The following is a 24108-nucleotide window of genomic DNA, read 5'->3' on the forward strand; positions in this document are numbered from 1 at the left end:
CGAAAGCGAACTGGCGCACACCCCAACGTATAACTGCGTAAAGAGTGGATTCTGTGGGCGTTTCAGCTTTAATTTTGACCATGTTTCCCCTATCCTTAGCGCCACTACTGGGAAAGGGCGAAAACAGCCCGCATGATGGGATTGATAACGATGAAACGGACAAAAAACATCAACCAAGAGACGTTCCGCAAATCCTGGCGCAGCTACCGTGTCGCGCCCGTGGCTTTGGCGATCGGCGCTGTCTTTATGCTGGCCGGCTGCGAGAAGAGCGATGAAACGGTCTCCCTGTATCAGAATGCCGATGACTGTTCGCGCGCCAATCCTTCGATGAGCGAGCAGTGCACCACCGCCTACAACAATGCCCTGAAAGAAGCCGCGAAAACCGCGCCGAAATACGCCACTCGCGAAGACTGCGTCGCCGAGTTCGGCGAAGCGCAGTGCACCCAGGCTCCGGCGCAGGCCGGCATGGCGGCGGAATCGCAAAGCAGCGGCAGCTTCTGGATGCCGCTGATGGCGGGCTACATGATGGGCCGCCTGATGGGCGGTTCCGGCTTCGCGCAGCAGCCGCTGTTCACCTCCAAGAATGCCGCCAGCCCGGCGAACGGCAAGTTTGTCGACGCCAGCGGCAAGAGCTACGGCCCGGCCACCGCCGGCGGCCGCACCATGACGGTGCCGAAAACTGCCATGGCGCCGAAGCCTGCGGTCACCAATACCGTAACCCGCGGCGGTTTCGGCGAGACCGTGGCCAAGCAGACCAGCATGCAGCGCAGCAGCGCCACCTCCAACTCCGGCTCTCGCAGCATGGGCGGTTGATGCATGAAACGTATTGCCATTACCGAGCGCCCAGACTGGCGTGAAAAAGCGACCGAGTTCGGTTTTCGTTTCCACACCATGTACGGCGAGCCGTACTGGTGTGAAGACGCCTATTACCAGTTCACGCTGGCGCAGATTGAAGAGATTGAAAGCGCCACCGCCGAGCTGCATCAGATGTGCCTGCAGGTGGTGGAGAAAGTGGTCGCCAGCGACGAGCTGATGGCAAAGTTCTGCATCCCGAAACACACCTGGGAGTTCGTGCGCAGCTCCTGGCGCACCAACCAACCGTCGCTGTATTCGCGTCTCGATCTGGCCTACGACGGCGTCAACCCGCCGAAGCTGCTGGAGAACAACGCCGATACGCCGACCTCGCTGTATGAAGCGGCCTTCTTCCAGTGGCTGTGGCTGGAAGATCAGATCAATGCCGGCAAGCTGGATCCGCAATCGGATCAGTACAACAGCCTGCAGGAGAAGCTGATCGAGCGTTTCGCCGAGCTGAAAGCGCATCACGGCTTCGGCCTGTTGCATCTGGCCTGCTGCCAGGACAGCGAAGAAGATCGCGGCACGGTGCAATATCTGCAGGACTGCGCGCAGGAAGCCGGTCTACCGACCGAGTTCCTGTTCATGGAAGAGATTGGCCTTGGCGAGAAAGGTCAATTCACCGATCTGCAGGATCAGGTGATCGGTAACCTGTTCAAGCTCTATCCGTGGGAATTCATGCTGCGCGAGATGTTCTCCACCAAGCTGGAAGACGCCGGCGTGCGCTGGCTGGAGCCGGCCTGGAAAAGCATCATCTCCAACAAGGCGCTGCTGCCGCTGCTGTGGGAAATGTTCCCGAACCACCCTAACCTGCTGCCGGCTTATTTCGCGCAAGACGCTCATCCGCCGATGGCTCATTACGTCACCAAACCGCTGTTCTCGCGCGAAGGCGCCAATATCCAGATCGTCGAAAACGGTCAGGAAGTGGCGCGCGTCGATGGGCCGTACGGCGAAGAAGGCATGATCGTGCAGCAGTTCCATCCGCTGCCGAAGTTCGAAGACAGCTACACGCTGATCGGCAGCTGGCTGGTGAACGATCAACCTTGCGGCATCGGCCTGCGCGAAGATCGCGAACTGATTACGCAGGATCTGTCGCGCTTCTATCCGCACACCATCCTCGGCTGATCGCACCACTGAAGGTAAAAACGCCAGTCGCTGACTGGCGTTTTTTCTTTAGCCCACCTGCACCGACAGCATGCTAAGCGCCCCCATTTCGATACCGTCGATCGGCACGCTGATGGCCTCTTTTCCATCCCAGCCGCCGAGCACATACAGCAACGGCAGATAGTGTTCCGGCGTCGGATTCGACAGCGCCGCCCCCTCATGGCGCATGAAATCCACCAGCGGATGGTTATCGCCCCGATAACGCAGGTTATCCCGGACAAAGTTATTGAATGATTCCGCCCACGGATAGGCGCTGGTATCACCCTGCCATTTCACCATGCGCAGGTTGTGCACCACGTTGCCGCTGGCGACGATCATCACGCCCTCATCGCGCAGCGCTGTCAGTTTGCGCCCCAGCTCATAGTGATAGGCAGCCGGCTGCGTGCCGTCGACGCTGAGCTGCACCACCGGAATGTCGGCATCGGGATACATCTTGATCAGGACACCCCAGGTGCCGTGATCCAATCCCCACTCGCCGAGATCCGCCGTTACCGGCACCGGCGCCAGAATTTGCTGCAGCTGCGCGGCCAGCGCGGGAGAGCCCGGAGCCGGATAGCGGGTATCAAACAGCGCCTGCGGGAACCCGCCAAAGTCGTGAATGGTTTTGGGGTTTTCCATCGCGGTGACCGCAGTGCCGCGGGTATACCAATGCGCGGAAACCGCCACGATCGCCTTCGGGCGCGGCAATGACTCACCCAACGCACGCCATGCCCGGGTGTAACGGTTGTCTTCCAGCACGTTCATCGGGCTACCGTGGCCAAGAAACAGTGCCGGCATACGAGAGGTGTTCATAGAGAGATCCTTAGTTCAAATTGTGCTATGCCGCTACATTACGCGCTTTGCCGCACCAACACAGCCGGATAACCGTGATGAAGATATTCAATAAATTTGAATTAAAAGTAGAGAAATACGCCGGTCAACAGAAAGATAAAAAAATCATATATTTCAATAAAATAATAAGATCAGTGAATACCATGACATTACTGCCATACAGATCCAATTTGTGAACAATTTATGTATTTTTTGTTAACAAAATCTATACACTCCTCCTCTGCCGACGGGAGCAGGCAACGCCGTCGCGCGATGGGAATTACATCTTACCAAGGAGGAATTCATGTTCAGACTCACACTGGCAACCCGCCTGGCGCTTTCCATGTTCTTACTCGCCGGCTGGACGGCAACCACCGGCGCGGCGGACAACGCGCAGCTAACGCAGCGCGAAGATCTTTACTTCATTCAGGCGCAAGCTCAGCTGCAACAGCGGCTGAAGCAAACCCCAAACACCAACCGCGCCAAAAACGTCATTCTGGTGGTCGGTGACGGCATGGGGTTTTCCACCGTGACCGCCGCCCGCATTTTTGAAGGGCAGCAGCGCGGCGTGGACGGTGAATCCAACGTGCTGGCCTGGGAGGCCTTCCCCTATCTGGCGGCGGCCAAAACCTACTCCGCCGACGCCCAAATCACCGACTCTGCGCCCAGCGCGGTGGCGATGACCACCGGCGTCAAAACCATCAACGATCTGATGGGACTCAACCATACGGCTACCCTCAACAACTGCGAGGATCAGCAAACCAAGGCCGTCACCACGCTGTGGGAGATGGCCGCAACGCTCGGCATGTCCACCGGCGCCGTGACGACCGCCACCATTACCCACGCCACGCCGGGCGCCACCTATGCCCATATCGCCAATCGCGACTGGGAGTCTGACGCCAAAATGCCGGCGGATGCCCTGGCCGCAGGCTGCCGCGACATCGCACGCCAGCTGGTGGAAATGAAATACGGCAACGGCCTGAACGTGGCGATGGGCGGCGGGCGCGCCAACTTTCTCCCCGACAGCGTGAGCGATCCGGAATATCCCGGCAAGAAAGGCGCCAGAAAGGATGGCCACGACCTGACGCAGGCCTGGCTGCAACGCTACGGCGAGCGTGGGCAATACATCTGGAATCAGGCGCAGTTCGACAAAATCGATCCGGCCAAAGTCGACCACCTGTTGGCCCTGTTCGAACCGTCGCACATGAACTTCGAGCACGATCGGCGGCAAGACGCGGCGGGAGAGCCTTCGCTGGCGGAAATGACCGGCAAGGCCATCGATATTCTGGCCAGGAATCCCGAAGGCTACCTGCTGTTGGTGGAGGGCGGACGCATCGATCACGGCAGCCATAACGGCAACGCCTACCGCACGCTGAGCGACGCGGTCGCGCTGAACGAAGCGGTGAAAACCATCGTCGACAAGGTCAATCTGGACGACACGCTGGTGATAGTAACCGGCGATCACAGCCACACGCTGACCATCGCCGGCTATGCCAAGCGCGGCAATCCTATCCTCGGCATTTCCGTCGGCGTCGACGGCAAACCGCGGCTGGGCAGCGACGGCAAGCCATACACCACCGTCGGCTTCGCCAACGGCCCCGGCGGCACAATCCCGCTGACCGAGCGCCCGGCATTAACCATGGAGCAGGCCACCGCGCCCGACTTTATTCAGCCGGCGCTGGTGCCGCTGAAAAGCGAGACGCACGGCGGGGAAGATCTCGGCATCTACGCCATCGGCCCCTGGGCGCATCTGTTCCAGGGTACGGTGGAAGAGAACTACACCTTCCACGTGATGAATTACGCCAGCCGCATCGGCGAGCGCCTGTCAAAACGCTAGCCACAAAAAAAGCCGCTTTACGCGGCTTTTTTATCGTTGAAAGCGGCCGGCGATCAGCTGGCTTTTTTCTCGTGCGCCTGGCGGTAGGCCACCAGATCTTCGATGGTCAGCACCACCATGTCGTGCTGTTTGGCGAAGGCGATCACTTCCGGCGCATGCGCCATGCTGCCATCGTCGTTGGTCAGTTCACACAGCACGCCGGCTGGTTTGAAACCGGCCATGGAAACCAGATCGATGGTCGCTTCGGTGTGGCCGCGGCGGCTCAGCACGCCGCCCGGCTGCGCGCGCAGCGGGAACACGTGGCCCGGACGGTTCAGGTCGCTCGGCTTGGCGCTGTCTGCCACCGCCGCACGGATGGTGGTCAGGCGATCGGAAGCGGAAACCCCGGTGGTCACGCCCTGCGCCGCTTCGATGGTCACGGTGAAGGCGGTCTGGAACTGGCTGGAGTTGTTGGTCACCATCATCGGCAGCTCAAGCTGCTGACGGCGTTCTTCGGTGATGCACAGGCACACGATGCCGCTGCCGTGGCGAATGGTCAGCGCCATCTGCTCAACGGTCATGGTTTCCGCGGCGAAGATCATGTCACCTTCGTTTTCACGGTTTTCATCATCGAGCACCATTACGCCGCGCCCGTTGCGCAGTGCGTCGATCGCGCGTTCAACGCGTTCTGTTGGCGTGCCGAAGTCTGAAAGTAGCGTCTGATTCATGGTAAAAAACCTCATTAAAAATTATGGATTACCAGAACCAGGGCGATCTTGAGGAGTAGCTAGCAATAGCTAAAAAAATAACGCAAGCGGGCGCATGCCCGGCAGATACCGTTACTCTCTCCCATCCGGACTATAACCGTCGGCCCCGGAATTACACCGGATCTGCTGACCTCTAACCGGCCTTTACAGGCTGGCTGAGCGCTCGCGGGCTTTCACCGTAGAAGGTGATTTACCGCCGGTGGGGACTTTCACCCCGCCCTGAGAATAAGCTAGATGACTATAACGCTAATGGGTAGACAGGGCAATTGGCAAAAGCACAATTCGGCCACGTACGGCGAATGCGCTTAATGGTTTATCCGGCGGGCAACTCGCATTACACTAAGCGGCAGCTATTAAACTCTGAAAGGGATACGCCATGATTGACCCGAAAAAAATCGAACAAATCGCACGCCAGGTTCATGAGTCCATGCCTAAAGGCGTTCGTGAATTCGGGGAAGACGTTGAGAAAAAAATCCGTCAGGTGCTGCAGTCGCAGCTGACCCGTCTGGATTTGGTTAACCGCGAAGAGTTCGACGTGCAGACTCAGGTACTGTTGCGCACCCGCGAGAAGCTGGCGCTGTTGGAGCAGCGCATGGCCGAGCTGGAAAGCAAGCTGAGCGCGGCGCCGGCCGCCAAGCAGGAAGACGAATAATTCCCGCCAAGGGCGCGCACCGCGCGCCCTTGTTCTTTAGGTTGCCCGGCGTTAGCCGCGCCCGTCTTTGATCGCTTTGATGATGTTGGTGGTCGACAGGCCGTCTTCAAAGTTCAGCACTTTGACATCGCCGCCGTTGGCCCACACTTCCGCACTGCCGGCAATCTCTTCCGGCTTGTAATCGCCGCCTTTCACCAGCAGATCCGGCAAGATGTCGGCGATCAAGCGCTGCGGCGTGTCCTCCTCGAACGGCACCACCCAATCCACCGCTTCCAGCGCGCCCAGCACGATCATGCGGTTCTCCAGCGCGTTGACCGGGCGTTTCTCCCCTTTCAGACGCTTGGTCGAGGCGTCGCTGTTCACCGCCACGATCAGGCGATCGCCCAGCTTGCGGGCGTTGGCCAGATAGGAGACGTGGCCGGCATGCAGAATGTCGAAGATGCCGTTGGTCATCACCACTTTCTCACCGCGCTGACGCGCCTGCGCCACGGCGTTTTTCAACTGTGCTTCGGTCATCACGCCAAAGCCGGTTTCGGCGCGGCCGCGCACCGCGTTTTCCAGCTCGATCGGCGACACGGTAGACGTACCGAGCTTGCCCACCACCACGCCGGCGGCGGCGTTAGCAAGGAAGCAGGACTCTTCCAGCGAATTGCCGGCGGCCAGCGAGGCAGCCAATACGCCGATCACGGTGTCGCCGGCGCCGGTCACATCGAACACTTCCTGCGCCTGGGTCGGCAAGTGCAGTGGCTCAACGCCAGGCTGCAGCAGCGTCATGCCGTGTTCGGAGCGGGTAACCAGCAGCGCCGACAGCTCGAAATCCGCCACCAGCTTCATGCCGCGTTCCACCAGTTCCGCTTCATCCTTACAGTGACCCACCACCGCTTCGAACTCGGACAGGTTCGGCGTCAGCAGCGTCGCGCCGCGATAGCGCTCGAAATCAGAGCCTTTCGGATCGATCAGCACCGGCACCTTGGCGGCGCGCGCCAGCTGGATCATGCCCTGCACCTGGCTGAGCGCACCCTTGGCGTAATCGGACAGCACCAGCGCGCCGATCTGCGGCAGCGCCTGCTGAATGCGCTCCAGCATCGGCTGCGGATCGACGTTGGAGAAGCCTTCTTCGAAGTCAAGACGGATCAGCTGCTGGTTGCGCGACAGCACGCGCAGCTTGGTAATGGTCGGATGGGTCGGCACCGAGACGAAGTCGCAGCGCACGTTGACTTCATTCAGCTTGGCGCTCAGCGCCCGCGCCGCATCGTCGATGCCGGTCAGGCCCACCAGACGGGAAGTGGCGCCCAGCGAAGCGATGTTCATCGCCACGTTAGCCGCGCCGCCGGGACGCTCTTCGATGGTATCGACCTTGACCACCGGCACCGGGGCTTCCGGTGAAATGCGGCTGGTCGGCCCATACCAATAGCGATCCAACATGACGTCACCGACCACCAGCACACCGGCGCGGCGAAAATCAGGCAGCGTAACTTTCATCCGATAACTCCAAAAAAGAACAAAATTTTAGTGGCGCAGATATTACCACAGACCGCCGGAATACCCGCAAAAAGGTATTAATCCAGCCATTTGGCCCAGCTGGTGCGCACCTGCTCGCGCTCGGCGGCAAACAGCTCGCTGCCGACCTTGCCGGAATGTTCCTGCAGCGCCAGGTGGTGGATCTCGTCGCGCATGGTGACATAAGCCTGGGTCAGCGCACGCGCCTCCTCTTCCGGCATGATGTCGTAATTGGCCATCAGCTCGAAGATACGTACGTTGTCCGACCAACGCGTCAAGCGCGGTTCTCCCGGGGCATAGCGTAAGACCAGATATTGGGCGATAAATTCGATGTCGGTAATGCCGCCCTCATCGGTTTTGATATCAAACAGATCGCGCTGTTTGTTGCCGAGATGGTTGCGCATCTTTTCGCGCATCTCGCGCACTTCACGCTTCAGGGTCTGCGCATCGCGCGTTTTGCACAGGATCTCGCGCCGGATCGCGTCGAACTGCTGATGCAGCGCCGGGTCGCCGTGCACGATGCGCGCACGCACCAGGGCCTGATGCTCCCAGGTCCAGGCTTCGTTTTGCTGGTAGTCGGCGAACGCCTCAACGGTGCTGACCAGCATCCCCGCAGCGCCGGAAGGCCGCAGGCGCGCGTCCACCTCATACAGAATGCCCGAGGACGTGCGGGTGCTGAACAGATGCATCACCCGCTGCGCCAGCCGCAGGTAGAACTGGCGGCCGTCGATGCAGCGATCGCCGTCGGTCATCACCTCCGGCGGGCAATCCAACAGGAACACCAGATCGAGATCGGAACTGTACCCCAGCTCCCAGCCGCCCAGTTTGCCGTAGCCGATCACCGCAAAGCCGCGCCCCTCCCGCTCCTGCAAATGGGTTGGTTGGCCGTAGCGCGCCACCATGTCGCTCCAGGCCTGTTGCACCACCGCGTCGATGATCGCCTCCGCCAGATAAGTCAGGTGATCGCTCACTTTCATCACCGGCAGCGCGCCGGCGATATCCGCAGCCGCGATGCGCAGCTGCTGCGCCTGTTTGAACTGGCGCAGCGCCTCCAGCTTTTGCTCTTCGTCGTCTTCCGGCACCCGCAGCAGATACTGCCGCAGCTCGCTGCGGTAGGCGTCCAGCGCCACCGGCTGATACAGCGTGGCCGGATCCAGCAGTTCGTCCAGCAGCAGCGGGTAACGCGACAGCTGGTTGGCAACCATCGGCGACGCGGCGCACAGGCGGATCAGATGGCTGAGCGCCGCATGGTACTCCACCAGCAGCTCGAGGTAGGTAGTGCGGGTGACGATGCTGAGGAGCAGCTGCGCCAGCCGCACCAGCGCGGTCGGGGCGTCCTGGAGCGGGCATACCTCCGCCAGCAGGCGCGGCATCAGCTGATCGAGCACGTCGCGGCCGCGCGGGCCGATGGTGCGCTTGTCGACGTCGTGGCGGAAATCGGCGATGGTGCGCAGCATCTGTCGGCGCCCCTCTTCGTCGAGGTGCGGCGTCAGCGGTGCCAGCTCGTTCTCCTCCAGCGCGTCCTGCCACAGGCTGTGGTAGTGCTGGTAGTCGGGATCTTCACCGACATCCGGGCTATCGTCGCCGATCAGGTCGTCGAACACCGCGCGCACCGCCTGCATGTGCACCTCCAGCGCCGCCATCAGCGCCGGCCAATCCGCCAACCCCATGCCGTAGGCCAAGCGCGCCTGATCGAGCGCCTCCTGCGGCAGCGTCTGGGTTTGCTGATCGCCGATCGCCTGCAGCAGGTTCTCCAGCCGCCGCAGGAACAGGTAGGCGGCGCTCAGCGCCCGCACCTGCTCACTTTCCAGCAGCCCCAGCTCACCCACCGCCTGCAGCGTCGGCAGCAGCGAACGCCCCTGCAACGCCGGTTCACGGCCGCCGCGGATCAGCTGGAATACCTGGGTGATGAATTCGATTTCGCGAATGCCGCCGGCGCCCAGCTTGATGTTGTCCTTCAGGCCGCGCCGCCGCACTTCGCGGGCGATCATGCCCTTCATGTTGCGCAAAGATTGGATGACGCTGAAATCGATGTAGCGGCGGAACACGAACGGCCGCAGCGTTTTGCGCAGCTCCTGGCTGTAGGCGTCTTCCGCCCCGCCCATCAGGCGCGCCTTTACCATCGCATAGCGCTCCCAGTCGCGCCCCTGTTCCTGGTAGTAATCCTCCAGCGCCGCAAAGCTCATCACCAACGGGCCGCTGTCGCCGAACGGCCGCAGCCGCATGTCGACGCGATAGACGAAGCCGTCGATGGTTTGCTGATCCAGCGCCTTGATCAGCCGTTGGCCGAGGCGGGTGAAGAACTGGGCGTTATCCAGCTCACGCCGCCCGCCCTGGGTTTGACCATTTTCCGGGTAAGCGAAGATCAGATCGATGTCCGACGAGAAGTTCAGTTCGCCGCCGCCCAGCTTGCCCATGCCGAGGATCAACAGCGGCTGCGGCTCGCCGGCGGCGTTGCACGGCGTGCCCCATTCGCGGCAGCAGGTTTGGTACAGCCAGTCGCGCGCGCTGACGATCAGCGTCTCCGCCAGCCCGCTCAGCTGCAGCAACGTTTCTTCGGTCGAACACAGCCCCTGCGCCTGTGCCCAGGCGATGCGCACCAGCGTTTCGCGGCGAAACAGACGCAGCGTGCGCATCAGTTGCGCTTCGTCGCGCACCTCTTCCAGCTCGTCCTGCAACCAGGCGGCATAGTGTTGCCACTCACCGGGCGCCGGCGGCTGTTCGCGCAGCATTGCCAGCCAGGCTGGCTGTGCGAGCAGCGCGTCGCTGACGAAATCGCTCGACGCCAGCACCCACTGCTCTTGCTCGCTAAAGGCGCAGTCCGCGCCGTGAACTTCCTGAAAACGCTGCACAACCTGCTGTGCCTGAGCCTGTAACGCGGCTGAAAGTGGCGACATAGTGTATGACCCGTTCTGCGGCCCACGGCTGGCGGGCCGGCTGGATTAACGAAGCGCGCCGTTTAACCAGAATGGCGCATGCGATAAGGCCTGTTTGCGGCTGGCTTCATACCAGCCCTGGCGGCGCTCGCTCAGCGCCGCCTGCAGCTCGCGCCAGGCCTCGATATAAGGCCCGGTCTGCTCGTCGGGATAAGCGCCCGACAGCAGGACCAGCGCCGAAATCTGACGCGTCAGGCGCGGCAATTGTTCCTGATATTCATCTTCGTTCAGCGTACGGCTGAAGGCCTCTTTCAGCTCCGCGCCGCTGCGCCCCAGCATGATGTCGCTGAAGCGTTTGAAAGAACCGTCCAGCTTGGCCTGCGCTTTGGCGTCGATAAACGGCCGCCAGGCGCCGCTCACCAGCCATGATGTGAGCGCCAACTTACATTGCAGGTAGACCGCGCTGTAACACAGGGTCTCTGGTTGCGCGGTTTTGTCCGCCAACAGCGGTTCGAGCTCGGTCAGGCGGACGCGCAGATCGGCACTGGCCTTGCGCGGCACCAGGCCGCCAAAGATCACCAGCGCCTGGCGGATCGTGCCGACCGCCTCAATCACCGAAGCGCGCGCCTGCGCGTCGCCGCGCAGCCACAGCTCTTCATGGTACTGCCAGTGGCTGAGCGCCAGCTCGAAGGCGGCGATCATCCCCTGCTCCACGGTCGCCTTCGCCGCCGGCTTCAGCACCCGCAGCGGGCGCACCTCACGCGGCGGATTGCCCTGCGCCAGGTGGTAACCGCGCGCCGCCTTGCTCAGGCTGCCCTGACGCAGCCCGTCGTGCGCCGCCAGCTCACCGGCCAACGCCAGCAGATCGGCGGTATTGCCTTTCAGCAGCTCCAGTTCTATCTCGCTCAAGGCTTCGCTGAGGCCACCAGCACGTACCTCTCCCTGATCCAGGCCAATCTCTATCTCGCTTTGGCCGTAAGTAACCACCCACTTCTCACGCACGAAATCCGTACGGAACAGCGGTTGCAACGCCTGCTGCAGCGCCGCGATATCGCAATCCTGCGGCCAGATGTCGGCAGGAAACTGCGCCAACGCCAGCTGCGGATCGGCGATAGCGACATTGTATTCCGGGCGCTGGTGCAGGCCGCCCACCACTTTACCGGCGGTTTTAATGGTCATCTCATAGCGATCGTCGAAACCGCGAATGCGCAGCCCCATGTCGTGACTGCGCAGGAAATTGTCGGCCGTTTCGAAGTAAATGTTGGTCAGCTTTTGCGGCTCGGAATGCTGATGCGGCCAGGCGGCGAGCCAGTGTGGCAGAGCGGCCACCGCTTGCGGCGCGGCGATGAATTTCAGTTCAATTTCAACAGTCATAATTCTTTAACACCAATAAGTTACGCATTCGCGTCGGTTTCAGCGCGGCGCGCTCGGCCCGCCGTATGCTGCCCACTGACGCACAGTTGCCATTATCTTACCGCGATTCCCGGCGCCTTAACCCTGCTAACTGTAGAAAAAACCTGTTACGTTATAAAACGCTGCGCAACTCACAGAATCGGCCACAGTAAGATAGTTCTCATTCCGGTTTTGGCGTTGCGTCGTCAGACTGAACCCTCTACTATCGTTCCATAAATTCACCCAGAAACGATGAACTAATGCAGAAATTACGCCTGATTTTCCTTGCCGCGCTGAGCTTCAGCATCACTTGGGCCGCACATGCCGAAGATAAACGCTATATCTCCGATGAGTTAAGCACTTACGTCCATAGCGGCCCAGGTAATCAGTACCGTATTGTCGGCACTCTGAACGCCGGTGAAGAAGTGACCCTGCTGAGCGTCAACGACAGCACCAACTACGGCCAGATCCGCGATCCGAAGGGCCGCACCACCTGGATCCCGCTCGACCAACTCAGCCAGACGCCAAGCCTGCGCACCCGCGTGCCGGAGCTGGAACAGCAGGTGAAAACCCTGACCGACAAGCTCGCCAACATCGACAACACCTGGAACCAGCGCACGGCGGAAATGCAGGAAAAAGTCGCAGGCAGCGACAGCACCATCAGCAGCCTGCAGAAGGAAAACCAGGATCTGAAAAACCAGCTGGTGGTCGCGCAGAAGAAGGTCAACGCCGTTAACCTGCAGCTCGACGACAAGCAGCGCACCATTATCCTGCAGTGGTTCATGTACGGCGGCGGCGTCGCCGGCGTCGGTTTGCTGCTGGGCCTGCTGTTGCCGCACCTGATCCCGCGTCGCAAGAACAACAATCGCTGGATGAACTGATCTCAGTATCGTTCAGTTTGAGTTTGGGCGCCTGCGGGCGCCTTTTTCATTGGTGCCGACATCCCGCGGCCAATTCATGTAATCTGATAGACAGAGCCTTACACGATATTCAGGAGTCAACAGTGCAGATTTATCTGGTCGGCGGCGCCGTTCGCGACAGCCTGCTCAACATTCCGGTGGTCGATCATGATTGGGTGGTGGTGGGCGCCACGCCGGCGGAGCTGCTGGCATTGGGCTACCAGCAGGTCGGCAAAGATTTTCCGGTGTTCCTCAATCCCGATACCCACGAGGAGTACGCGCTGGCGCGCACCGAGCGCAAATCCGGCCAGGGGTACACCGGTTTTACCTGCTATGCCGCGCCGGACGTCACGCTGGAAGAAGATCTGCTGCGGCGCGATCTGACCCTCAACGCCATCGCCCGTTCCGCCGAAGGGGAACTGATTGACCCCTACGGCGGCGTGGCCGATCTGCAGGCGCGCGTGCTGCGCCACGTTTCCGACGCGTTCGGCGAAGATCCGCTGCGCGTGCTGCGCGTGGCGCGATTCAATGCTCGCTTCGCCCATCTGGGTTTTCGCATCGCCGACGAAACGCTGGCCCTGATGCGCCGGATGGCGCACAGCGGTGAACTGGCCGCGCTGACCGCCGAACGCGTCTGGAAAGAAACCGAAAAGGCGCTGCAAAGCCAGAGCCCGCAGGTCTATTTTCAGGTGCTGCGCGACTGCGATGCGCTGGCGGTGCTGTTCCCGGAAATCGACGCGCTGTTCGGCGTGCCGGCCCCCGCCAAGTGGCATCCGGAGATCGACACCGGCGTACATACGCTGATGGCGCTGGCGATGGCCGCCCGCCTCACTCCCGAGGTGGACGTACGCTTCGCCACCCTGTGTCATGACCTCGGCAAAGGGTTGACGCCAAAAGCGTTCTGGCCGCATCACCACGGCCACGGCCCGGCGGGCGTTCGGCTGGTCGAAGCGCTATGCCAACGGCTGCGGGTGCCCAATCCGGTGCGCGATCTGAGCAAGCTGGTGGCCGAGTACCATGATTTGATCCACACCGTGAACAAGCTGCGGCCGGAGACCCTGCTGAAGCTGTTCGACGCTATCGACGTCTGGCGCAAACCCCAAAGGCTGGAGCAGATGATCCTGACCAGCGAAGCGGACGCGCGCGGCCGCACCGGCTTTGAGGAGAATCCTTATCCGCAGGGCGACTATCTGCGCCAGGCGTATCAGGTGGCGAACGCGGTATCTATTAAAGAGGTGGTAGCCAGCGGGCTGCAGGGCACCGCGATCCGCGATGAGCTCAAACGCCGCCGCCAGCAGGCGCTGGCCGACTGGAAGCTCAACCAAACCATCCTCAACGATCAGGCATAAAAAAACCCCGCAGAGCGGGGTTTTTTCTTGCCATCGGGCTTACAGGAATACCATGTAAACCACGGCCGCCACGATAAAGCGGTAGATGGCGAACGGCACGAACGAGATGCGTTTGATCAGCGACAGGAAGGTCTTGATCGCAATCAGCGCCACCACGAAGGCAGTAACGAAACCGACGGCGAACATCGGCAGATCGCCCCAGGTCAGGAAGTGCAGGCTCTTGTACAGATCCAGACCGCTGGCGCCAATCATCATCGGCACCGCCAGGATGAAGGAGAACTCGGACGCCGCATAGCGGTTTACGCCCACCAGCATACCGCCGGCGATAGTGGACCCCGAACGGGAGAAACCCGGCCACAGCGCCAGGCACTGGAAGCAGCCGATCATGAACGCCTGGCGGTAGGTGATGTCATCCAGCCCTTCCGCTCTCGGTGTCTTCGGCTTCAGCCATTCCGCCGCCAGCAACAGCAGGCCGCCGACGACCAACGCGTACATCACGTTTTTCGGCGCGAACAGCGATTTAATCACATCGTGGAATACCAGACCCAGCACCACCGCCGGGATCATCGCCAGCAGGATATGCCCCAGCTTCAGTTGGCCGCTGGTTTTGCCCTCGTGCTCCACTGGCTTGCCGCCGAAATGGATGCCGATCAGGCCGAACAACCGGCGCCAGAACATCACCACCACGGCCAGGATAGACCCCAGTTGGATGATGACTTCAAAGGTTTTGGCTTTGTCGCCGGTAAAACCCAGCCACTCGCCAACGATAATCATATGCCCGGTGGAAGACACCGGCAGAAATTCGGTTAACCCTTCGACAACCCCAAGAACAAACGCAATAAACAGTGAATGCATGTCAGCCATGTGCTTCGCTCACCCCATAAAATAACGGCCATCACATAAAAAAGCGGCAGTGCTTAAAAGACAATGCCGCTAAAACAATTCTCAGGATTAAGACCAGCTTAACGGTCTTTCGTTGCAAGCAGATGACATAAAATCATGCGGGACGAGTGCCGCGCTCAATGATCACGCCGACCCGATTGGCATGTGCTACAGCGCCCGGTTTGCTGACCTTAATACGGACCCACGGGGAATTGAAGCGCTGGAGCAAAATTTCGGATATTTCCTCCGCCACGCGCTCCACCAGCGCGAACCGGTTCGATTCAACATGCTGGATCACGGCGTCGCTGACATCGGCATAGCTCAGACAGTCATTTACATCGTCGCTGGCGGCGGCCGGCCGGTTATCCCAGCCCATTTCGATATCGAACACCAGCTTCTGACGAATGCCCTGTTCCCACTCATAAACGCCAATGGTGGTAATTACGGTAAGCTCTTCAATAAATACGATATCCATCACGTCATTCTCTGTTTTTGGCCTTGCCGGATACCACTTCCAGCGGAATGTGCGTATTATCCATAGATGTTGCGAGTAAAACGACCATTATTAAACGGAACCGCGTTATGAGTGCTACCGCGCTTGGCATGATTATCTTCGCGTATCTGTGCGGCTCGATTTCCAGCGCGATCCTGGTTTGCCGGATCGCCAGGCTGCCGGATCCGCGTGAACATGGCTCAGGAAACCCCGGGGCGACCAACGTCCTGCGCATCGGCGGCCGGCTGGCGGCGGCGGCGGTGCTGGTGTTCGATATTCTGAAAGGGATGCTGCCGGTCTGGCTGGCCTACAAACTCGATGTGCCGCCGCTGTATCTGGGCCTGACGGCGATCGCCGCCTGTCTGGGGCACATCTATCCGGTGTTCTTCCACTTCCGCGGCGGTAAAGGCGTGGCGACGGCGTTTGGCGCCATCGCGCCTATCGGCTGGGATCTGACCGGCCTGATGACCGGCACCTGGCTGTTGACGGTGCTGCTCAGCGGCTACTCTTCGCTCGGCGCCATCGTCAGCGCGTTGATCGCCCCGTTCTACGTCTGGTGGTTCAAACCGCAGTTCACCTTCCCGGTAGCGATGCTCTCCTGCCTGATCCTGATGCGGCATCACGACAATATTCAGCGCCTGTGGCGCGGCCAGGAAGGCAAGATCTGGGGCAAGTTCCGCAAGAAGAAAAACAACGCGGATAACGGCGACCAGCCGAGAGAGGAATAACAGAAGGGCCGGATAATCCGGCCCTTTGCTTTATACCGCAGGCAATTCCGCCAGCGGCCAACGCGGCCGCACGGAAACGCTCAGCTCCGGGTTCGCGCCGCTCTTCAGCCGCACCATGCCGGCATAGGCGATCATCGCGCCGTTGTCGGTGCAAAATTCCGGGCGGGCATAGAACACCTCCCCGCCGCGTTTCTGCATCATCTCCGCCAGTTTGGCGCGCAGCGTGCGGTTGGCGCTCACGCCGCCGGCCATCACCAGGCGTTTGAAGCCGGTCTGCTCCAGCGCGCGTTTGCATTTGATAGCCAGCGTATCCACCACCGCATCCTCGAAGGCGCGGGCGATGTCGGCACGCGTCTGATCGTCGTTGCCGTTGGAGCGAATGGTGTTGGCGGCGAAGGTTTTCAGCCCGGAGAAACTGAAGTCCAGCCCCGGACGATCGGTCATCGGCCGCGGGAAGGTGAAACGCCCCGCCGTGCCCTGCTGCGCCATCTTCGACAGCATAGGCCCGCCGGGATAATCCAGGCCGAGCAGCTTGGCGGTTTTGTCGAACGCTTCGCCGGCCGCGTCGTCGATCGACTCGCCCAGCAACTCATACTCACCGATGCCGGTGACGCTGATCAGCTGGGTGTGGCCGCCGGAGACCAACAGCGCGACGAACGGAAACGCCGGCGGGTTGTCTTCCAGCATCGGCGCCAGCAAGTGGCCTTCCATATGGTGCACCGGCACTGCCGGCACGTTCCAGGCGAACGCCAGCGCGCGCCCCACGGTTGCGCCGACCAGCAGCGCCCCCACCAGGCCCGGCCCGGCGGTGTAAGCCACGCCGTCAATATCGGCCGGGGTCAGGTTGGCCTCTTTCAGCGCCGCCTGAATCAGCGGCACGGTTTTGCGCACGTGATCGCGGGAGGCCAGTTCCGGCACCACGCCGCCGTAGTCGGCGTGCAGCTTCACCTGGCTGTATAATTGGTTGGCCAACAAACCGGTTTGATCGTCATACACTGCAATTCCGGTTTCATCGCAGGACGTTTCTATACCCAGTACTCGCATTACATTTCCCATCATTCACGTGCGGCCGCCAGTCTACCACATTCCGCCGCATTTACCGCCGGTGCGGCGCATCTTGTCACCGGCTTGCGCCTATGTCGATGATTCATCCAGAAAATGCCTGAGCGATTAAACACGAGCATTTTTTTCTGATTAGTCTATAATCAGCGCCCGGTGCAAAATTGCGCACGTTGCGGCAGAGCGACGCGGGTTTCAATTTGCTGTGATGCTTTACAAAGCAGCATCCATTGGAGTAAAATTCCGCACCATTTTGAAAAGGCTGGCGCTTGGCCAGCAACAAACCGAATTTTATTGAGGTGAGAGGCACATGCCGGTAATTAAAGTACGTGAAAACGAGCCATTTGACGTTGCTCTGCGTCGTTTCAAACGCTCTTGCGAAAAAGCAGGTGTTTTAGCTGAAGTTCGTCGTCGTGAGTTTTATGAAAAACCAACTACCGAACGTAAACGCGCTAAAGCTTCTGCTGTGAAACGTCACGCGAAGAAACTGGCTCGCGAAAACGCACGCCGCACTCGTCTGTATTAATTCTTCGGGGGCAACCCCACCGCGTGAATTTCTGATTTTCAAAATCGCGCAGACCGAGTAGTTGCATACGAAGGCCGTGCTTTCCGAAAGGAATGCGCGGCTTGTTCTCGTTTATAGGCTAATGAAGTAAGGGCTTATGGCTGGACGAATTCCGCGCGTATTTATCAATGACTTGCTGGCTCGCACCGACATCGTCGATTTGATCGACGCCCGCGTGAAGCTCAAGAAGCAAGGCAAGAACTATCACGCGTGCTGTCCGTTCCACCACGAAAAGACGCCTTCCTTTACCGTTAATGGCGAAAAGCAGTTTTATCACTGTTTTGGGTGTGGTGCGCACGGCAACGCCGTCGACTTTTTGATGAATTACGACCGACTCGAGTTTGTCGAAACCATCGAAGAACTGGCGACCATGCACGGGCTGGAAGTGCCTTACGAAGCGGGCACCGGGCCGACCCAGATCGAACGCCATCAGCGCCAGAGCCTATACCAACTGATGGAACAGCTCAGCGCGTTCTATCAACAGTCACTGCAGCAGTCCTCCGGGGCACCGGCGCGCAACTATTTGCAGCAGCGCGGATTAAGTGACGACGTTATTCGCCATTTCGCCATCGGCTTCGCGCCGGCGGGATGGGACAACGCCCTGAAGCGTTTCGGCCGCGACGCCGACTCGCGCCGCGCATTGAACGATGCCGGCATGCTGGTGACTAACGATCAGGGGCGTTCGTACGACCGTTTCCGCGAACGGGTGATGTTCCCCATCCGCGACAAGCGCGGGCGCGTGATCGCCTTCGGCGGCCGCGTATTGGGCGACGGTATGCCGAAGTACCTGAACTCGCCGGAAACCGAAGTTTTCCATAAGGGCCGTCAGCTGTACGGCCTGTATGAAGCACAGCAGAACCACCCTACCCTGCAGCGGCTGCTGGTGGTGGAAGGGTATATGGACGTGGTGGCGTTGGCGCAATTCGGCATCGATTATGCCGTCGCCTCGCTCGGCACCTCGACGACGGCGGAACACATTCAGCTGTTGTTCCGCGCCACCGACAACGTCGTCTGCTGTTACGACGGCGACCGCGCCGGCCGCGAAGCGGCCTGGCGGGCGCTGGAAACCGCGCTGCCGTACCTGAATGACGGGCGCCAGCTACGGTTCATGTTTTTGCCCGACGGCGAAGATCCGGACACGCTGGTGCGCAAGGAAGGCAAAGAAGCCTTCGAACAGCGAATGGAGCAGGCGCAGCCGCTGTCCACGTTCCTGTTCGAAAGCCTGCTGCCGCAGGTGGATCTGAGCAGCCCGGACGGGCGCGCCAAGCTGAGCACGCTGGCGCTGCCGCTGATTACTCAGGTGCCGGGCGAAACGTTGCGCTTGTACCTGCGCCAGGAGCTCGGCAACAAGCTGGGGCTGCTGGACGACAGCCAGCTCGACAAGCTGATGCCCAAGCAGGCTGAAAATGCGAATCCTTATCAGGCGCCCCAGCTAAAACGCACAACCATGCGTATACTGATAGGGTTACTGGTGCAAAATCCGCAGTTGGCTACACTTATCCCTTCGCTGGAAGGGTTGGAGCAGACCAAACAGGCGGGATTGCCGCTGTTCGTCGAACTGGTGCAAACCTGTTTGGCGCAGCCGGGCCTGACGACCGGGCAATTGCTGGAGCTGTATCGCGACAACAAATTCAGCCAGCAGCTTGAAACCTTGGCGACCTGGAACCATATGATCGTTGAGGACATGGTCGAGCAGACCTTTTTGGATACATTGGCCAGCCTGTACGACTCGGTGCTCGAGCAACGGCTGGAAACGCTGATCGCCCAGGCCAGAACGCGCGGTCTGAGCGCGGAGGAACGTGAAGAAGTCCGTTCTCTCAACCAGGTTTTAGCGAAGAAAAACTGAATACCAAACGGCTTAAGTGCCGATAATTGCGAGGGCAGAGCCCTGCACAGTGCCGCCATAGTGGGCCGCGGCGATAACGAAAACGCCCCAAATGCTATTGTTGGCGGTTTCGCCGACCGACACCAACCTAAATACTCTGAAGTGTGGATACCGTCTTATGGAGCAAAACCCGCAGTCACAGCTGAAGCTACTTGTCACCCGTGGTAAGGAGCAAGGCTATCTGACCTATGCTGAGGTCAATGACCATCTGCCGGAAGATATCGTCGACTCCGATCAGATCGAAGACATCATCCAGATGATTAACGACATGGGCATCCAGGTGATGGAAGAAGCACCGGATGCCGATGACCTGCTGCTCGCCGAAAACTCGAACAGCACGGACGAAGATGCGGAAGAAGCCGCCGCACAGGTTCTGTCCAGCGTGGAATCCGAAATCGGCCGCACCACCGACCCGGTGCGCATGTACATGCGCGAAATGGGTACCGTCGAACTGCTGACGCGCGAAGGCGAAATCGACATCGCCAAGCGCATCGAAGACGGCATCAACCAGGTACAGTGCTCGGTTGCCGAATACCCGGAAGCCATCACCTACCTGCTTGAGCAGTACGATCGCGTCGAAGCGGGTGAAGCACGCCTGTCCGATCTGATCACCGGCTTCGTCGATCCTAACGCGGAAGAGGACATCGCCCCAACCGCCACTCACATCGGTTCTGAACTGTCGAGCGAAGAGCAAGACGACGACGAAGAAGATGAAGACGACGAAGACGACGACACCGAAGACGACAACAGCATCGATCCTGAACTGGCGCGTCAGAAGTTCGCCGAGTTGCGCGATCAGTATGAAGCGACCCGCCTGGTGATCAAGAAAAACGGCCGCAGCCACGCCAGCGCCGCGGACGAGATCCTGAAGCTGTCTGAAGTGTTCAAGCAGTTCCGCCTGGTGCCGAAACAGTTCGACTTCCTGGTCAACAGCATGCGCACCATGATGGACCGCGTTCGCACCCAGGAACGCATCATCATGAAGCTGTGCGTTGAACAGTGCAAAATGCCGAAGAAAAACTTCGTCACCCTGTTCGCCGGCAACGAGACCAGCGACTCCTGGTTCGAAGCCGCGCTGGCGATGGCCAAGCCATGGTCGGAAAAGCTGAAAGACGTTGCTGAAGACGTGCAGCGCAGCCTGCAGAAACTGCGTCAGATCGAAGAAGAAACCGGCCTGACCATCGAGCAGGTCAAAGACATCAACCGTCGCATGTCGATCGGTGAAGCGAAAGCCCGCCGCGCGAAGAAAGAGATGGTTGAGGCCAACCTGCGTCTGGTTATTTCCATCGCCAAGAAATACACCAACCGCGGCCTGCAGTTCCTGGATCTGATCCAGGAAGGCAACATCGGCCTGATGAAAGCGGTAGACAAGTTCGAATACCGCCGCGGCTACAAGTTCTCGACGTACGCCACCTGGTGGATCCGTCAGGCTATCACCCGCTCCATCGCCGACCAGGCGCGCACCATCCGTATTCCGGTGCATATGATTGAGACCATCAACAAGCTCAACCGTATTTCGCGCCAGATGCTGCAAGAGATGGGCCGCGAGCCGACGCCGGAAGAGCTGGCCGAGCGCATGCTGATGCCGGAAGACAAGATCCGCAAGGTGCTGAAGATCGCCAAAGAGCCAATCTCGATGGAAACGCCGATCGGCGACGACGAAGATTCGCATCTGGGCGATTTCATCGAGGATACCACCCTCGAGCTGCCGCTGGACTCCGCGACCTCGGAAAGCCTGCGTTCCGCCACCCACGATGTGCTGGCCGGCCTGACCGCGCGCGAAGCGAAAGTGCTGCGCATGCGTTTCGGCATCGACATGAACACCGACCACACGCTGGAAGAGGTTGGCAAGCAGTTTGACGTTACCCGTGAGCGTATTCGTCAGATCGAAGCCAAGGCGCTGCGCAAGCTGCGTCACCCAAGCCGCTCCGAAGTGCTGCGCAGCTTCCTGGACGATTAAGTCCGGCGGTTGCACTCAAAACAAAAACCCCGGCCTGCCGGGGTTTTTTTATGCCTCAGAACATGCTGTTGCCGCTGGCGGTCTTCTCCGGCACCGGCTGTGTCACGTCCCAGTGTTCAACGATCTTTCCGGCGCTGTCGAGACGGAAGATATCGACGATCGCCGCGGTTTTACCGGCCTCGCGCCCGCTGACCTCCACATGCAAAATCACGAAGTCGCCGTCGACGAACGCCTGTTTCACCTCACTGTGCGAATTGGGGTAACGCGTTTTCAGCAGCTCGACAAATTGACGAAAACCCGCCACGCCGTCTTTGGCGTTGGGGTTATGCTGTTTGTACTGTTCGCCCAAAAACGGCCGCGCCGCCGCAAAATCCTTGTTGTTCAGCCCCTGCCGATAAAACTCCAGCACGTTCTGCTTGTTGCGCGCTTCCTGTGGCGAATGCCCCGCCTGTGCAGCGCCGGTCACCAATAACAGCGCCATCAAACAACCTTTCATCATCGATGTCATCGCAATTTCCTTATGTTATTACAGCGCCAGGAACAGCTCGCGATAGCTGGCGGTCAGCTGCTCCAGCGTGGCGCGATTCAATCCGCTGGGGTTGGGCAGTACCCACACCTCGGTTTCTCCCAGCATCATCGCCTGCTTGCCCCAGGGTGCGTTTCTCACCCCAAAGGCGGTGGTGAACGCCTGCTTGCCTAAAATCGCCAGCGCGCGCGGCTGATAGCGCAGGATCTTCTCTTGCAGCGCCTCGCCGCCGCTGCGCAACTCGTCGCGCGACAGCTCGCTGGCCGCCACCGTCGGGCGCGCCACCAGCGCGGTAATGCCGCAGCCATTATCCTTCAGCTGCTGCCACTGCTCCGGCGCCAGCTGGCTCTTGGTAAAGCCGGCCTGATGGATCACCTTCCAGAAGCGGTTGCTGCCGTTGGCGAAAGGATAGCCCTGATGGGCAGAAGAAAGGCCGGGGTTGATGCCGCAAAACACCACCCGCAGATTGGGCGCCAGAAGTTCCATGAGTGTCGTGAGTCCATTGCAGGGATTTACTGCGGTTATCGCAAAATCCGCCAGCAATTACAACAGGCTAGAACTGCGCAGAAAAGCAACATACGGGCGGGTAACAGTAGACCGCCGCTTAAGGATTCCCTATAATCTCGCGGCTTGGCCCCTTAGCTCAGTGGTTAGAGCAGGCGACTCATAATCGCTTGGTCGTTGGTTCAAACCCAACAGGGGCCACCAAATTATCAAGGGGTTACGTTAACAGCGTAGCCCCTTAGTTTTTTCTGCGGCGCAACCAGGCATTCGCCTCTTTTGGCAACAGAACGCAAATTTCATTCGCCCCCCTGCCGCCTCTAGCGTGAATTAACATCCTCACCGGCCTCGCTATTTTGCGCGTCGAATGCGGTTCTCGCCGCATCAATATCGGCAATATGCTCATTCGCCCAGGTTCCCAACGCGATGACGGGTACGGTCAATGAGCAACCGAGCGGCGTCAATTCATATTCGACGTGCGGCGGCATGACGGCAATAACTGTCCGCTTGACTAACCCATCTCGTTCCATATTGCGCAGGCACAGCGTCAGCATCCGCTGAGATATTCCATTGATTGTACGCTTTATTTCAGTGAATCGGCGTGGCCCGTTCGCCAAGAGCATAATGATCAGGACACTCCACTTCTCACCAACGCGCGCCAATACCTGGCTGATCTTTTGGCAGTCGGCATGTCTTAAATCTCGAGGTTGATTAGTCACATTCATGATACCGGGTTCTCCTAATGTGCCTTATTGTCTGCCATTTTAGGACATGGTTATATTGTTATCCCTGGTTACCATTTTATACCTAAGGATTTCATCATGACACTGCTTCATATCGATTCCAGCATTCTCAACGAACAATCGGTTAGCCGTCAGCTCACGGCGGCGATCGCCAAACAGCTGTCTGCAGCTAAGCCAGACGCCAAGATCATCCACACCGATCTCGCCGCCGCCCCGATTAACCACCTTTCCAGCGCCGAATTTCTGGCTCTGCAGGGCGTGGAGCCGCAAGACGAGCACGTCAAACAGGCCGTTGCCCGCAATGCCAAACTCGTCGACGACTTCCTTGCCGCCGATGTCATTATCGTCGGTGCGCCTATGTATAACTTTACGTTGCCGACTCAGCTACGCGCCTGGCTTGACCGACTTGCAGTGCCAGGCAGAACTTTCCGCTATACGGAAAACGGCGCTGAAGGCCTCGCCAAGGGGAAACGCGTCATCGTTGCTTCCACCCGCGGTGGCCTGTACGGCGAAGGCACGTCACTGGCCTTCCTGGACCATCAGGAAACCTATCTGCGCAGTTTCTTCGGCTTCCTTGGTATTACGGACATCACCTTCATTCGAGCAGAGGGACTGGCACTCAGCCCGGAAAACCGCACTGTCGCCATCGATGCAGCTGCGGCTCAGATTGACGGCCTGACCGCTTAATC

At 59.7% G+C, this 24108-nt stretch carries 22 protein-coding genes, 1 tRNA gene and 1 riboswitch; of the genes, 12 read left to right on the top strand and 11 right to left on the bottom strand.

What is annotated here, in order from left to right; translation table 11 throughout:
* Positions 1-150 precede the first annotated feature (150 nt).
* Together ACJ8PN_RS14100 and ACJ8PN_RS14105 are read left to right on the top strand one after the other, a co-directional pair.
* Complete coding sequence (locus tag ACJ8PN_RS14100; RefSeq protein WP_033632059.1) at positions 151-813, top strand: DUF1190 family protein; 663 nt, start codon at positions 151-153, stop codon at positions 811-813.
* A 3-nt stretch (positions 814-816) separates the two neighbouring features.
* Positions 817-1977, top strand: a complete 1161-nt coding sequence (locus ACJ8PN_RS14105; protein ID WP_351108230.1) for a glutathionylspermidine synthase family protein — start codon at positions 817-819, stop codon at positions 1975-1977.
* A 48-nt stretch (positions 1978-2025) separates the two neighbouring features.
* On the opposite strand, the gene ygiD is transcribed toward ACJ8PN_RS14105, so the two are convergent.
* Positions 2026-2808, bottom strand: a complete 783-nt coding sequence (gene ygiD, locus ACJ8PN_RS14110; protein ID WP_171454788.1) for a 4,5-DOPA dioxygenase extradiol — start codon at positions 2806-2808, stop codon at positions 2026-2028.
* A gap of 322 nt (positions 2809-3130) precedes the next feature.
* On the opposite strand from ygiD, the gene ACJ8PN_RS14115 reads away from it, so the two are divergent.
* Positions 3131-4663: an alkaline phosphatase gene (locus tag ACJ8PN_RS14115; protein WP_351108226.1), complete on the top strand. Its 1533-nt coding sequence runs from the start codon at positions 3131-3133 to the stop codon at positions 4661-4663.
* A gap of 53 nt (positions 4664-4716) precedes the next feature.
* On the opposite strand, the gene ribB is transcribed toward ACJ8PN_RS14115, so the two are convergent.
* On the bottom strand, positions 4717-5370 hold the full coding sequence (ribB, locus tag ACJ8PN_RS14120) for a 3,4-dihydroxy-2-butanone-4-phosphate synthase (protein WP_033636071.1): 654 nt from the start codon (positions 5368-5370) through the stop codon (positions 4717-4719).
* Positions 5371-5479: 109 nt separating this feature from the next.
* Positions 5480-5640, bottom strand: a riboswitch (FMN riboswitch).
* Between the two features lie 145 nt (positions 5641-5785).
* Between ribB and ubiK the strand changes: the two genes are divergently transcribed.
* Positions 5786-6061: a ubiquinone biosynthesis accessory factor UbiK gene (gene ubiK / locus ACJ8PN_RS14125; RefSeq protein WP_004937216.1), complete on the top strand. Its 276-nt coding sequence runs from the start codon at positions 5786-5788 to the stop codon at positions 6059-6061.
* A 51-nt stretch (positions 6062-6112) separates the two neighbouring features.
* Here the strand turns inward: ubiK and hldE are convergent, their stop codons facing one another.
* The 3 genes from hldE to ACJ8PN_RS14140 all read right to left on the bottom strand — a co-directional run bounded on the left by hldE (position 6113) and on the right by ACJ8PN_RS14140 (position 11811).
* On the bottom strand, positions 6113-7543 hold the full coding sequence (gene hldE / locus ACJ8PN_RS14130) for a bifunctional D-glycero-beta-D-manno-heptose-7-phosphate kinase/D-glycero-beta-D-manno-heptose 1-phosphate adenylyltransferase HldE (RefSeq protein ID WP_004937214.1): 1431 nt from the start codon (positions 7541-7543) through the stop codon (positions 6113-6115).
* Between the two features lie 77 nt (positions 7544-7620).
* Positions 7621-10458, bottom strand: a complete 2838-nt coding sequence (gene glnE, locus ACJ8PN_RS14135; RefSeq protein ID WP_171454790.1) for a bifunctional [glutamate--ammonia ligase]-adenylyl-L-tyrosine phosphorylase/[glutamate--ammonia-ligase] adenylyltransferase — start codon at positions 10456-10458, stop codon at positions 7621-7623.
* Between the two features lie 45 nt (positions 10459-10503).
* Positions 10504-11811, bottom strand: coding sequence for a CYTH domain-containing protein (locus tag ACJ8PN_RS14140; protein ID WP_442535018.1), 1308 nt, complete (start codon positions 11809-11811; stop codon positions 10504-10506).
* Between the two features lie 278 nt (positions 11812-12089).
* Between ACJ8PN_RS14140 and ACJ8PN_RS14145 the strand changes: the two genes are divergently transcribed.
* Both ACJ8PN_RS14145 and ACJ8PN_RS14150 read left to right on the top strand, forming a co-directional pair.
* Complete coding sequence (locus tag ACJ8PN_RS14145; RefSeq protein ID WP_004937209.1) at positions 12090-12710, top strand: TIGR04211 family SH3 domain-containing protein; 621 nt, start codon at positions 12090-12092, stop codon at positions 12708-12710.
* 122 nt (positions 12711-12832) lie between these two features.
* Positions 12833-14077, top strand: coding sequence for a multifunctional CCA addition/repair protein (locus tag ACJ8PN_RS14150; RefSeq protein WP_033632053.1), 1245 nt, complete (start codon positions 12833-12835; stop codon positions 14075-14077).
* Positions 14078-14116: 39 nt separating this feature from the next.
* Here the strand turns inward: ACJ8PN_RS14150 and bacA are convergent, their stop codons facing one another.
* Together bacA and folB are read right to left on the bottom strand one after the other, a co-directional pair.
* Positions 14117-14941, bottom strand: a complete 825-nt coding sequence (bacA, locus tag ACJ8PN_RS14155) for an undecaprenyl-diphosphate phosphatase (RefSeq protein WP_015379094.1) — start codon at positions 14939-14941, stop codon at positions 14117-14119.
* Between the two features lie 133 nt (positions 14942-15074).
* Positions 15075-15434 (bottom strand): bifunctional dihydroneopterin aldolase/7,8-dihydroneopterin epimerase, encoded by a 360-nt coding sequence (folB, locus tag ACJ8PN_RS14160; protein ID WP_015379095.1) that lies wholly within the window; start codon positions 15432-15434, stop codon positions 15075-15077.
* 107 nt (positions 15435-15541) lie between these two features.
* On the opposite strand from folB, the gene plsY reads away from it, so the two are divergent.
* Positions 15542-16180 (top strand): glycerol-3-phosphate 1-O-acyltransferase PlsY, encoded by a 639-nt coding sequence (gene plsY, locus ACJ8PN_RS14165; RefSeq protein WP_171454792.1) that lies wholly within the window; start codon positions 15542-15544, stop codon positions 16178-16180.
* Positions 16181-16210: 30 nt separating this feature from the next.
* Here the strand turns inward: plsY and tsaD are convergent, their stop codons facing one another.
* Positions 16211-17224, bottom strand: coding sequence for a tRNA (adenosine(37)-N6)-threonylcarbamoyltransferase complex transferase subunit TsaD (gene tsaD, locus ACJ8PN_RS14170; protein WP_004937199.1), 1014 nt, complete (start codon positions 17222-17224; stop codon positions 16211-16213).
* Positions 17225-17549: 325 nt separating this feature from the next.
* On the opposite strand from tsaD, the gene rpsU reads away from it, so the two are divergent.
* From rpsU to rpoD, 3 genes are all read left to right on the top strand, one after another.
* Positions 17550-17765, top strand: coding sequence for a 30S ribosomal protein S21 (gene rpsU / locus ACJ8PN_RS14175; RefSeq protein WP_001144069.1), 216 nt, complete (start codon positions 17550-17552; stop codon positions 17763-17765).
* Positions 17766-17901: 136 nt separating this feature from the next.
* On the top strand, positions 17902-19650 hold the full coding sequence (gene dnaG, locus ACJ8PN_RS14180) for a DNA primase (protein ID WP_015379098.1): 1749 nt from the start codon (positions 17902-17904) through the stop codon (positions 19648-19650).
* A gap of 157 nt (positions 19651-19807) precedes the next feature.
* Positions 19808-21649 carry an RNA polymerase sigma factor RpoD gene (rpoD, locus tag ACJ8PN_RS14185; protein WP_004937194.1) on the top strand — a complete coding sequence of 614 codons (1842 nt, stop codon included), beginning with the start codon at positions 19808-19810 and terminating at the stop codon, positions 21647-21649.
* A 55-nt stretch (positions 21650-21704) separates the two neighbouring features.
* On the opposite strand, the gene ACJ8PN_RS14190 is transcribed toward rpoD, so the two are convergent.
* Both ACJ8PN_RS14190 and mug read right to left on the bottom strand, forming a co-directional pair.
* On the bottom strand, positions 21705-22157 hold the full coding sequence (locus ACJ8PN_RS14190; RefSeq protein ID WP_015379099.1) for a nuclear transport factor 2 family protein: 453 nt from the start codon (positions 22155-22157) through the stop codon (positions 21705-21707).
* Between the two features lie 18 nt (positions 22158-22175).
* A complete protein-coding gene (mug, locus tag ACJ8PN_RS14195; RefSeq protein WP_351108216.1) occupies positions 22176-22661 on the bottom strand; it encodes a G/U mismatch-specific DNA glycosylase in 486 nt (161 codons plus the stop codon).
* A 146-nt stretch (positions 22662-22807) separates the two neighbouring features.
* Between mug and ACJ8PN_RS14200 the strand changes: the two genes are divergently transcribed.
* Positions 22808-22883 (top strand) — tRNA-Ile (locus ACJ8PN_RS14200).
* A gap of 113 nt (positions 22884-22996) precedes the next feature.
* On the opposite strand, the gene ACJ8PN_RS14205 is transcribed toward ACJ8PN_RS14200, so the two are convergent.
* On the bottom strand, positions 22997-23401 hold the full coding sequence (locus tag ACJ8PN_RS14205; RefSeq protein ID WP_021505083.1) for a winged helix-turn-helix transcriptional regulator: 405 nt from the start codon (positions 23399-23401) through the stop codon (positions 22997-22999).
* 96 nt (positions 23402-23497) lie between these two features.
* Here ACJ8PN_RS14205 and ACJ8PN_RS14210 point away from each other — a divergent pair, with 96 nt between their 5' ends.
* The gene (locus ACJ8PN_RS14210) at positions 23498-24106 is read left to right on the top strand and encodes an FMN-dependent NADH-azoreductase (RefSeq protein WP_351108213.1); all 609 of its coding nucleotides are present in this window, start codon (positions 23498-23500) and stop codon (positions 24104-24106) included.
* The last annotated feature ends 2 nt before the right edge of the window (positions 24107-24108 follow it).

It is taken from the genome of Serratia sp. CY76391 (assembly GCF_052166695.1).
GTDB classification, from domain to species: Bacteria; Pseudomonadota; Gammaproteobacteria; order Enterobacterales; family Enterobacteriaceae; genus Serratia; species Serratia nematodiphila.